Annotated in this window: 10 protein-coding genes and 1 pseudogene; 9 read left to right on the top strand and 2 right to left on the bottom strand. The window is 58.5% G+C overall.

All coding sequences use genetic code 11. The annotated features are described in order from the left end of the window. The first annotated feature begins 16 nt into the window (after window positions 1-16). The 6 genes from catC to benD all read left to right on the top strand — a co-directional run bounded on the left by catC (window position 17) and on the right by benD (window position 5,089). Window positions 17-307 carry a muconolactone Delta-isomerase gene (gene catC, locus ACLH1I_RS05760; protein ID WP_004202698.1) on the top strand — a complete coding sequence of 97 codons (291 nt, stop codon included), beginning with the start codon at window positions 17-19 and terminating at the stop codon, window positions 305-307. Window positions 308-376: 69 nt separating this feature from the next. Beyond that, complete coding sequence (gene catA, locus ACLH1I_RS05765; protein ID WP_043519645.1) at window positions 377-1,303, top strand: catechol 1,2-dioxygenase; 927 nt, start codon at window positions 377-379, stop codon at window positions 1,301-1,303. 109 nt (window positions 1,304-1,412) lie between these two features. After that, the gene (locus tag ACLH1I_RS05770) at window positions 1,413-2,795 is read left to right on the top strand and encodes a Rieske 2Fe-2S domain-containing protein (RefSeq protein WP_004202694.1); all 1,383 of its coding nucleotides are present in this window, start codon (window positions 1,413-1,415) and stop codon (window positions 2,793-2,795) included. Beyond that, on the top strand, window positions 2,795-3,280 hold the full coding sequence (gene benB / locus ACLH1I_RS05775) for a benzoate 1,2-dioxygenase small subunit (RefSeq protein WP_004202692.1): 486 nt from the start codon (window positions 2,795-2,797) through the stop codon (window positions 3,278-3,280). The genes ACLH1I_RS05770 and benB overlap by 1 nt, the downstream gene beginning before the upstream one ends. A 9-nt stretch (window positions 3,281-3,289) precedes the next feature. Continuing rightward, window positions 3,290-4,306: a benzoate 1,2-dioxygenase electron transfer component BenC gene (gene benC, locus ACLH1I_RS05780; RefSeq protein ID WP_151385457.1), complete on the top strand. Its 1,017-nt coding sequence runs from the start codon at window positions 3,290-3,292 to the stop codon at window positions 4,304-4,306. Window positions 4,307-4,315: 9 nt separating this feature from the next. After that, entirely contained in the window at window positions 4,316-5,089 is a 774-nt protein-coding gene (benD, locus tag ACLH1I_RS05785; RefSeq protein WP_096833371.1) for a benzoate diol dehydrogenase BenD, read from the top strand. Here benD and yddG read toward each other — a convergent pair. After that, window positions 5,086-5,964, bottom strand: a complete 879-nt coding sequence (gene yddG, locus ACLH1I_RS05790) for an aromatic amino acid DMT transporter YddG (protein WP_096833370.1) — start codon at window positions 5,962-5,964, stop codon at window positions 5,086-5,088. The two genes, benD and yddG, sit on opposite strands and share 4 nt — an antisense overlap. Before the next feature lie 225 nt (window positions 5,965-6,189). On the opposite strand from yddG, the gene fdnG reads away from it, so the two are divergent. The 3 genes and pseudogenes from fdnG to fdnI all read left to right on the top strand — a co-directional run. Next, window positions 6,190-9,237: a formate dehydrogenase-N subunit alpha gene (gene fdnG / locus ACLH1I_RS05795; protein ID WP_096833368.1), complete on the top strand. Its 3,048-nt coding sequence runs from the start codon at window positions 6,190-6,192 to the stop codon at window positions 9,235-9,237. A gap of 11 nt (window positions 9,238-9,248) precedes the next feature. After that, a complete protein-coding gene (fdxH, locus tag ACLH1I_RS05800) occupies window positions 9,249-10,133 on the top strand; it encodes a formate dehydrogenase subunit beta (RefSeq protein WP_032456118.1) in 885 nt (294 codons plus the stop codon). Continuing rightward, window positions 10,126-10,665 (top strand): annotated as a pseudogene (gene fdnI / locus ACLH1I_RS05805) (formate dehydrogenase-N subunit gamma); the annotation flags it as partial. The gene fdxH and the pseudogene fdnI, both read left to right, overlap by 8 nt. Before the next feature lie 15 nt (window positions 10,666-10,680). Here the strand turns inward: fdnI and ACLH1I_RS05810 are convergent. Next, window positions 10,681-10,776: IS1 family transposase (locus ACLH1I_RS05810; RefSeq protein WP_000851394.1), on the bottom strand; the 96-nt coding region annotated here is incomplete at its 5' end.

Genomic DNA, 10,776 nt, shown 5'->3' on the forward strand with positions numbered 1-10,776 from the left:
GAAACAGGAGAAACAGATGCTATTTAAAGTGGATATGACCGTGAATATACCGCTCGGCTTTCCCGTCGCCGAAGCGGAGGAAATAAAACAACGCGAAAAAGCCTATTCGCAACAATTACAGCGGGAAGGCAAATGGCGACATATCTGGCGCGTCGCCGGTCTTTACGCCAATGTCAGTATTTTCGATGTCAAAGATACCGAAGAGTTACATCAAATATTAATGGGATTGCCGCTGTATCCTTTTATGGATATTCGCGTCGAGGCGCTGTGCCGCCATCCCTCGTCTGTTCGTGACGATGATAGCTAATAATAATAACACCTGACCTCATGCCGGGGTGACCCGGTAAATACCCTACAACGATAAGAGAGAATAATAATGAGTAATGCTTTCGTACAACAAGAAGCCGTGCAGAAATTATTACGTGAAGGGGCGGGTTTACACGTCCCTGGCGGAAACGAACGTTTTAAAGCCATTATTCACCGTCTGCTGGAGAATATCTGTACGCTGATCGACGACTATAACATCACCGAAGAAGAGTTCTGGCATGCGGTGAACTATCTGCATGCGCTGGGTGGTCGTCAGGAGGCGGCGCTGCTGGCGGCAGGGCTGGGTCTGGAGCATTTCCTCGACCTGCGTCAGGACGCCATCGACGCAGTGGCGCGCCGGGAAACCGGCACCCCGCGCACCATCGAAGGGCCGCTGTATGTGGCCAATGCGCCGCTGGCCGAAGGTCACGCCCGGATGGATGATGGCGCCGACCCGGGGGAAGTGATGTGGCTGCATGGCCAGGTCAAAGATACCGAGGGCCGGCCGGTGGCCAACGCCATCGTCGATATCTGGCACGCCAATACCCTCGGCAATTACTCCTTCTTCGACCCGAGCCAGAGCGAATACAACCTGCGCCGTCGGATCCGTACTGGCGCCGATGGCCGCTATAGCGTGCGCAGCATCCTGCCTTCCGGCTACGGCTGTCCGCCGGATGGACCAACGCAGAAATTGCTGGATCAGTTAGGCCGCCACGGCAACCGTCCGGCGCATATTCACTTCTTCGTCTCCGCGCCGGGGCATAAACATCTCACCAGCCAGATCAACCTCAGCGGCGATAAATACCTGTGGGATGATTTTGCCTTTGCCACCCGCGACGGTCTGATTGCCGACCCGATTAAAGTGACGGACCGCGAGACTATCGCGCAGCGCGACCTTGAGGGAGAGCACACTGAGGTCTGTTTTGATTTCACCCTGTGTAAAGCGCTCAGCGCCGACGAAGAGCAGCGCGGCGCCCGCCTGCGCGCCAAAGCGTAATCTGCTGTAACGGCCCCGGGCACGCGGTTGCCCGGGCCAGACATTGCACCTGAAAGCTAACAATTCACCCGGTTTATTTCATCCTGAATACCGCAGGAGGGACTGACTCATGCAAAAAACGCTATCAGCGCTTAAAGACAAAATTAACAACGCCTTAATTGTCGATCGTGAAAATCATATTTACCGCTGCCACCGGTCGATATTTACCGACCCGCAGCTGTTTGAATTTGAAATGAAGCATATCTTCGAAGGTAACTGGGTATTTCTCGCCCATGAAAGCCAAATTGCCGAACCGGGTGATTATTATACCCTGACGCTGGGGCGTCAGCCGGTGATTATTACCCGCGATAAAAAGCATGAGCTGCATGCGTTAATTAACAGCTGCGCTCATCGCGGCGCCATGTTATGCCGACGGAAAACCGGGAATAAAAACTCTTTTACCTGTCCGTTTCACGGCTGGACCTTCAGCAATAACGGCAAATTATTAAAAGCCAAAGATGAAAGCACCGGCGCTTATCCTGACACCTTCAAACAGGAAGGATCTCACGACCTGCAAAAGCTGCCGCGTTTTCAGTCCTATCGCGGTTTCTTATTCGGTAGTCTCAGTGCCGACGTGCAGCCGCTGGAAGCCTATCTCGGGGAAACTTGTAAAATCATCGATCTGATCGTCGACCAGGCGCCGGAGGGGCTGGAAGTGCTCAAGGGTTCGTCGAGCTACGTTTACGAAGGCAACTGGAAGCTGGGCGCGGAGAACGGCGCTGATGGCTACCATGTCAGCGTAGTGCACTGGAACTACGCCTCCACCATGTCACGCCGCAACTATGAAGCGCAAGGCACCCATGCGGTGGACGCCAACGGCTGGTCAAAAAGCCTCGGCGGCGGCTACGGATTTGATAACGGCCATATGCTGCTGTGGACCCGGGCGCTGAACCCGGAGGTGCGCCCGGTGTATGCCCATCGCGAGCGTCTGCAGGCGGAATTCGGCGAACGGCGCGCCGACCAGATGGTCAACGAAACCCGCAACCTGTGCCTGTACCCCAACGTCTATCTGATGGATCAATTCTCCACCCAGATCCGCGTCATTCGTCCGCTGGCGGTGGACAAAACCGAAGTCACTATCTGGTGCTTTGCCCCGAAGGGGGAATCCGACCAGGCGCGGGCCCTGCGTATCCGCCAGTATGAAGATTTCTTTAACGTTAGCGGGATGGGCACCCCGGACGATCTCGAAGAGTTCAGCGCCTGTCAGCGCGGCTATCTCGGTGAAAATCTGGCGTGGAGCGATCTCAGCCGCGGCGCGCTGCGCTGGGTCGATGGTCCGGATGAGCATGCGCAGCACGCCGGATTTAATCCGCGCTTAAGCGGCGTGAAATCGGAGGACGAGGCGCTGTACATCGCCCATCACCATCACTGGCAGACGCTGATGCTCGCGGCGATTGAACAAGAGCAGCAGCGCTATGACCAGTCGATCACCCAGCGTGTGGAGGTGGCCTGATGCTGAACCTCGAACAGGTACGCCAGTTTCTCTATCACGAAGCCCGTCTGCTGGATGACCGTCAGTGGGATGAATGGCTCAGCTGCTACAGCCCGCAGGTGATCTACTGGATGCCGGCGTGGGGCGACGACGATCAGCTGACGCGCGACCCGCAAAAAGAGATTTCGCTTATCTACTATCCCAACCGGGAAGGGCTGGAGGATCGCGTCTACCGTATTAAAACCGAGCGCTCCGGGGCCAGCACGCCGGAGCCGCGGACCACCCATATCATCAGCAACGTCGAACTGCTGGGGGAGAGCGACGAGGGGCTGGAGGTGCGTTACAGCTGGGTGACCTGGAGCCACCGCTATCAGCACACCGATGCCTTTTTCGGCGCCACCTGCTGCACGCTGACCGAGCAGGACGGCCGGCCGCAGATCGTGCGCAAAACCGTGCGCCTGAATAACGACTATATCCGTCAGGTGATTGACGTTTACCACATTTAAGAGGCGCCTATGACCTTCACTATTGCTCTTAATTTTGAGGACGGTATCACCCGCTTTATTCAATGCCATGCCGGAGAGAAAGTCCTGGATGCTGCCTATCGGCAGAAGGTGAATCTGCCGATGGACTGCTCGGACGGCGTGTGCGGCACCTGCAAATGCCACTGCGCCAGCGGGGAATACGATCTCGGCGAGGAGTATCTCGACGAGGCGTTAAGCGATGAGGAAGCGCAGGCCCGCCAGGTGCTGACCTGCCAGATGGTGCCCACCAGCGACTGCGTTCTCGATGTGCCGGTGGCCGCCGCGCAGTGTAAAACCGCCCTGACGAACACCGGGGCGCAGGTGCGACAGGTGAATTGTCTGTCCGATACCGCCATCGAGCTGGTGGTCGCCCTCGATGAGCCGCTGGACTTCCTGGCGGGGCAGTACGTCAACATTCAGGTGCCAGGCACGCCGCACGTTCGCGCCTATTCCTTCAGCTCACGGCCAGGCTCGGCAGAAGGGCGTTTCCTGATCCGTAACGTGCCCGGCGGCATGATGAGCCAGTGGTTAACCCTGCAGGCGCGGCCCGGCGATCGTCTTACCCTCAGCGGCCCGATGGGCAGCTTTTATCTGCGCCACGGCGAACGTCCGTTGCTGATGCTGGCCGGCGGTACCGGGCTGGCGCCGCTGCTCTCCATGCTCGAGACCTTGCAGGCGCAGAACGCCGCGCGCCCGGTGACCCTGATGTATGGCGTCACGCGCGACGCGGACCTGGTGAAGACCGAGGCGCTGGAGGCATTCCGTCAGCAGTTAAACCACTTTCGCTGGCTACCGGTAGTGGCGGAGGAAAACAGTCCTTGCCCGCAGCGCGGCTTCGTCACCGATCATCTTGACGACGCCATGCTGAATAATGGCGAGGTCGATATCTACCTTTGCGGACCGCCGCCGATGGTCAACGCGGTCGCCACGGCGCTGCGTGAGCGAGGGATCACCCCGGCGGGCTTCTGGTACGAGAAATTTATCGCCAGCCAGAGCGCGGCGGCATAAGGAGGCAGTATGCGTTTTAGCGATAAAGTGGTCGCCATCACCGGCGCGGCCCAGGGCATTGGCCGACAAACCGCGGAGCAGGCGGCTGCGGAAGGCGCGGCTCTGCTGCTCATCGATCGTTCGCCCAGGGTGCATGAGCTGGCGGCGACGCTGGATCAGTCCGGCAGTCAGGTGCTGGCGCTGGAGGCGGACCTGGAACAGTGGCCGAGCGCCGAGCAGGCGTTTGCCGACGGGGTGGCGCATTTTGGCCGCATCGATGTGTTAATCAATAACGTCGGGGGGACCATCTGGGCGCGGCCGTTTGCCGAATACCAACCGGAGCAGATTGAGAAAGAGATCCGCCGCTCGCTGTTTCCCACCCTGTGGGGCTGCCGCGCGGCGCTACCGTGGATGCTGAAGCAGGGCAAAGGCTGCATCGTCAATATCTCGTCGGTGGCGACAGCAGGGGTCAACCGGGTGCCTTATTCGGCGGCGAAGGGAGGTGTGAATGCGCTGACCCGGTCGATTGCCATGGAGTACAGCGGCAGCGGCATCCGCATCAATGCCGTCGCACCGGGCGGGACGGAGGCGCCGCCGCGCCTGACGCCGCGTAACGACGAGCAGCCCAGTGAACAGGAGAAGGCGTGGTATCAGCAGGTGGTCGATCAGACGGTGGCCAGCAGTCTGATGCACCGCTACGGCACGCTGGCGGAACAGGCAAACGCGATCCTGTTTCTCGCCAGCGATGAGGCCAGCTATATCACCGGCGTCACCCTCCCGGTGGCGGGCGGCGATCTCGGTTAACGGCGGGTCGCGTACCAGCAGAGCAGGGAGCCGAGACACACCATCCCGGCCCCTTGCCAGAACGACCACGATAGCGCGGCGCTAAGCAGGATCGCCGCCAGCGCGGAGGAGAGCACCGGGGTGAAGTAGGAGGCCGCCGCCAGCAGGCTGACGTTGCCGTGGAGGATCCCCACGTTCCACGCGGCGTAGGCCAGACCGAGGGCCACCGCTACCGTCAGCAGCTTGATGCTGACCGGCCAGCTGAAGTCCATCGGCGGCTGCGGCGTGGCGAGAAACTTCAGCCACAGCGTCAGCGCGGTTAACAGGACGAACAGGGTAATGGCATTTTTGCCACGGGCATATTTGGCCGTTACCGTGCAGTAGGCCGCCCAGATAAAGGCGCCGATAAAGGCCAGCAGATAGCTGAGCGGACTGGAGATGACGTTGCTGATAATCTCGTCCAGCTGCAGGCCGTGCTCGCCCCCCAACACCCAGCCGACGCCAAGCAGGGCGAGAAGCAAACCGGGGATCACCAGCCAGCTGCTTTTCTGACCATTAAACAGGATGGCGAACAGGATGGTCAGGCTGGGCCACAGATAATTGACCATCCCCACCTCAATGGCCTGTTGACGGCTGGCGGCATAGCCCAGGGACAGCGCGAGGCAGATTTCATAGCTGACGAACAGCACGCTGCCGGCCAGCAGATAGCGGCGCGGGATCTGGCGCAGGTTGGGAAAACCAACGGTAAAAATCAGCAGCAGGCCGCTGAGGCTGTAAATCATCGCCGCGCCGCCGACCGGGCCCAGTCCTTCGCTGACGCCGCGAATCAATCCGACCATCGTGCTCCATAAAATAATGGCGGCGAAGCCGATAGTCGTGGCTCTCTTTTTCTCCATGCTTATCCTGAGGGTTACGCGAATGCAGCCGGCATATATATCATCTTTTGACCGCCGCGGGGCGAAATTTTCCGACATGGGTAACCCCTGGGGATTAGTGAAAACGGCCGCGGCTGGCGATTAAGGGGGAGTGGGTTTTGCTCCTTGATTTGACGCAAATTTTCCCGGGATTTTGCTGTTAGTTTCCTCCGCGCGATGAATCAACATCCTGCATGGAGGAATGCAATGGACGTCAGCCGCAGAAAGTTCTTTAAGATCTGCGCAGGCGGTATGGCCGGAACCACAGCTGCCGCCCTGGGCTTTGCCCCCAAAATGGCGCTGGCTCAGGCACGCAACTACAAATTGCTGCGTGCGAAAGAGATCCGCAACACCTGCACTTACTGCTCCGTTGGCTGCGGGCTATTAATGTATAGCCTCGGCGACGGCGCGAAAAACGCCAAAGAAGCGATTTACCATATCGAAGGAGATCCGGACCATCCGGTGAGCCGCGGCGCGCTATGCCCGAAAGGCGCCGGCCTGCTGGACTATGTCCACAGTGATAACCGCCTGCGCTACCCGGAGTACCGCGCCCCGGGATCCGATAAATGGCAGCGACTCTCCTGGGATGAAGCCTTCAGCCGCATTGCCCGGCTGATGAAAGCCGACCGCGACGCCAACTTTATGGAAAAGAACGAGCAGGGCGCGACGGTTAACCGCTGGCTTTCCACCGGTATGCTGTGCGCTTCGGCGGCGAGTAATGAGACCGGCATGCTGACGCAAAAATTTGTGCGATCGCTCGGCATGCTGGCGGTAGACAACCAGGCGCGCGTCTGACACGGACCAACGGTAGCAAGTCTTGCTCCAACATTTGGTCGCGGTGCGATGACTAACCACTGGGTGGATATCAAAAACGCGAACGTCGTGGTGGTGATGGGCGGTAACGCCGCGGAAGCCCACCCGGTGGGATTCCGCTGGGCGATGGAGGCGAAGAACAACAACGACGCCACGCTTATCGTCGTCGACCCGCGCTTTACGCGCACTGCGTCGGTGGCCGATATCTATGCGCCGATTCGCTCCGGTACCGACATTACCTTCCTGTCGGGGGTGCTGCTGTACCTGATCGAACATAACAAAATCAATGCCGAGTACGTGAAGCACTACACCAACGCCAGCCTGCTGGTGCGGGATGATTTTGCCTTCGAAGAGGGGCTGTTCAGCGGCTATGATGCGGACAAACGCCAGTATGATAAATCGTCCTGGAACTACCAGTTCGATGAAAACGGCTACGCCAAACGCGATGAGACGCTAAGCCATCCGCGCTGCGTGTGGAATCTGCTGAAGCAGCACGTTTCCCGTTACACGCCAGAGGTGGTCGAAAACATCTGCGGTACGCCGAAAGCGGACTTCCTCAAGGTGTGCGACGTGCTGGCCTCAACCAGCGCCGCCGATCGCACCACCACCTTCCTGTATGCCCTGGGCTGGACGCAGCACACCGTCGGCGCGCAGAACATTCGCACCATGGCGATGATCCAATTGCTGCTCGGCAATATGGGCATGGCCGGCGGTGGCGTGAATGCCCTGCGCGGTCACTCTAATATTCAGGGGCTGACCGACCTTGGCCTGCTGTCTACCAGCCTGCCAGGCTACCTGACCCTGCCTTCTGAAAAGCAGCCGGATCTGCAGACGTACCTGGCGGCCAACACGCCAAAAGCGAGCCTGCCGGACCAGGTGAACTACTGGAGCAACTACCCGAAATTCTTTGTCAGCCTGATGAAATCCTTCTACGGCGAGGCGGCGCAAAAAGAGAACGACTGGGGCTTTGAGTGGTTACCAAAGTGGGACCAGGCTTACGACGTTATCAAATACTTCAACATGATGGATAACGGCAAAGTCACTGGCTATATCTGCCAGGGCTTTAACCCGGTCGCGTCCTTCCCGGACAAAAACAAAGTGGTTCGCAGCCTGAGCAAGCTGAAGTATATGGTGGTTATCGATCCGCTGGTCACCGAAACTTCCACTTTCTGGCAGAACCACGGCGAGTCTAATGACGTCGACCCGTCGACGATTCAGACGGAAGTCTTCCGCCTGCCATCGACCTGCTTTGCCGAAGAGGACGGTTCGATCGCCAACTCCGGCCGCTGGCTGCAGTGGCACTGGAAAGGTCAGGATGCCCCAGGTGAAGCACGTAACGACGGCGAGATCCTGGCCGGGATTTACCATCGCCTGCGCGAACTGTACCGCACCGAAGGCGGGAAGGGTGCGGAACCCCTGCTGAAGATGAGCTGGCGCTATAAGCAGCCGGACCATCCGGAATCGGAAGAAGTCGCGAAAGAGAACAACGGCTACGCACTGGCGGATCTTTATGACGCCAACGGCACCCTGGTGGCGAAAAAAGGCCAGCTGCTGAACAGCTTCGCGCTGCTGCGTGACGACGGGACGACGGCGTCTTCCTGTTGGATCTATGCCGGCAGCTGGACGGAGCAGGGCAACCAGATGGCGAATCGCGATAATGCCGACCCTTCGGGTCTGGGCAATACGCTGGGCTGGGCCTGGGCGTGGCCGCTTAATCGCCGGGTGCTCTATAACCGCGCTTCGGCCGATATCAACGGCAAGCCGTGGGATGCGAAGCGGATGCTGATCCAGTGGAACGGCAGCAAGTGGGTCGGGAATGATATTCCGGACTTCAATACCGCGCCGCCGGGGAGTAACACCGGGCCATTTATCATGCAGCAGGAGGGGCTGGGTCGCCTGTTCGCGCTGGATAAGCTGGCGGAAGGACCGTTCCCGGAACACTACGAGCCGATGGAAACCCCGCTTGGCACTAACCCGCTGCACCCGAAGGTGGTCTCCAGCCCGGTGGTGCGTTTGTATGAAGAGGACGCCATCCGCTTAGGTAAGAAGGATAAGTTCCCGTATGTCGGGACCACCTATCGTCTGACCGAGCATTTCCATACCTGGACCAAGCATGCGCTGCTCAATTCCATCGCGCAGCCGGAACAGTTTGTCGAAATCAGCGAAGGGCTGGCAAAAGCGAAAGGGATTGCCAACGGCGACCGGGTGAAAGTCAGCAGCCAGCGCGGCTTTATTCGCGCGGTAGCGGTGGTGACGCGCCGCCTGCAAACGCTCAACGTCAACGGCCAGCAGGTGGAGACCGTCGGGATCCCGCTGCACTGGGGTTTTGAAGGCGTGGCTCGCAAAGGCTATATCGCTAACACCCTGACGCCGAACGTTGGCGATTCCAACTCGCAAACGCCGGAATATAAGGCGTTTCTGGTCAACATCGAGAAAGCGTAAGGAGCGATTCAATGGCGATGGAAACACAAGACATTATTAAACGCTCCGCGACCAACCCGATCACCCCCGCGCCGCGCGCGCGGGACCATAAGGCGGAAGTCGCCAAGCTTATCGATGTCTCCTCCTGCGTGGGCTGTAAAGCCTGCCAGGTGGCCTGCTCCGAGTGGAATGACATCCGCGATGACGTGGGGCACTGCGTCGGGGTGTACGATAACCCGGCGGATCTTAGCGCCAAATCCTGGACGGTAATGCGCTTTAGCGAGACCGAACAGAACGGCAAGCTGGAGTGGCTTATCCGCAAGGATGGTTGTATGCACTGCGCAGAGCCGGGGTGTCTGAAGGCCTGCCCATCCGCCGGGGCGATTATTCAGTACGCCAATGGCATCGTCGATTTCCAGCAGGAAAACTGCATCGGCTGCGGCTACTGCATTGCTGGCTGTCCGTTTAACGTACCGCGTCTCAATAAAGAGGATAACCGGGTCTATAAATGCACCCTGTGCGTGGACCGGGTCAGCGTCGGTCAGGAACCGGCGTGCGTGAAAACCTGTCCTACCGGCGCGATCCACTTCGGCACGAAAAAAGAGATGCTTGAGGTGGCCGAGGAGCGGGTGGCTAAGCTGAAAAAACGCGGTTATGCCAACGCCGGGATTTACAACCCGCAGGGCGTCGGCGGCACCCACGTGATGTACGTATTGCATCATGCCGACCAGCCTGAGCTGTATCACAAGCTGCCGAAGGAACCGCAGATCGATACCAGTATCAATCTGTGGAAGGGGGCGCTGAAGCCGCTGTCGGCGGTGGGCTTTATCGCCACCTTTGCCGGGCTTATCTATCACTACATCGGTATCGGGCCGAACAAGGAAGTTGACGACGACGAGGAGGAGCATGATGAGTAAATCGAAGATGATAGTGCGCACGACCTTTATCGATCGCGCCTGTCACTGGACGGTGGTTATCTGTTTCTTCCTCGTGGCGCTGTCGGGAATATCGTTTTTCTTCCCGACGCTGCAGTGGCTGACCGAAACCTTCGGTACCCCGCAGATGGGGCGTATTCTGCACCCCTTCTTTGGCGTGCTGATTTTTGTCGCCCTGATGTTTATGTTCGTTCGTTTTGTCCACCACAACATCCCGGATAAACAGGATATTCCGTGGCTGAAAGGTATCGTCGAGGTGCTGAAAGGCAACGAGCATAAGGTGGCGCGCGTCGGTAAATATAACGCCGGGCAGAAGATGATGTTCTGGACCATCATGAGCATGATTTTCGTGCTGCTGGTGACCGGGGTGATTATCTGGCGGCCCTGGTTTGCCCAATATTTCCCGATTCCGGTGATTCGCTATAGCCTGCTGATACACGCCACTTCGGCCATTATTCTGATCCACGCCATCCTTATCCATATGTATATGGCGTTCTGGGTGAAGGGGTCGATTGGTAATGACTCCAATTTACTGATAGTGTTTTATGTTCAGATAGTGCCCGATGACTTTGTCATGCAGCTCCACCGATTTTGAGAACGACAGGGACTTCCTGCCCAGCCTTGC

Origin of the sequence: Klebsiella sp. 1SOBk10mer, from assembly GCF_046602535.1 — a bacterium.
Lineage (GTDB): Bacteria > Pseudomonadota > Gammaproteobacteria > Enterobacterales > Enterobacteriaceae > Klebsiella > Klebsiella quasipneumoniae.

Coding starts and splice junctions, on each gene's coding strand:
- catC (WP_004202698.1), top strand. CDS start 17: ATGCTATTTAAAGTGGATATGACCGTGAATATACCGCTCGGCTTTCCC.
- catA (WP_043519645.1), top strand. CDS start 377: ATGAGTAATGCTTTCGTACAACAAGAAGCCGTGCAGAAATTATTACGT.
- ACLH1I_RS05770 (WP_004202694.1), top strand. CDS start 1,413: ATGCAAAAAACGCTATCAGCGCTTAAAGACAAAATTAACAACGCCTTA.
- benB (WP_004202692.1), top strand. CDS start 2,795: ATGCTGAACCTCGAACAGGTACGCCAGTTTCTCTATCACGAAGCCCGT.
- benC (WP_151385457.1), top strand. CDS start 3,290: ATGACCTTCACTATTGCTCTTAATTTTGAGGACGGTATCACCCGCTTT.
- benD (WP_096833371.1), top strand. CDS start 4,316: ATGCGTTTTAGCGATAAAGTGGTCGCCATCACCGGCGCGGCCCAGGGC.
- yddG (WP_096833370.1), bottom strand. CDS start 5,964: ATGGAGAAAAAGAGAGCCACGACTATCGGCTTCGCCGCCATTATTTTA.
- fdxH (WP_032456118.1), top strand. CDS start 9,249: ATGGCGATGGAAACACAAGACATTATTAAACGCTCCGCGACCAACCCG.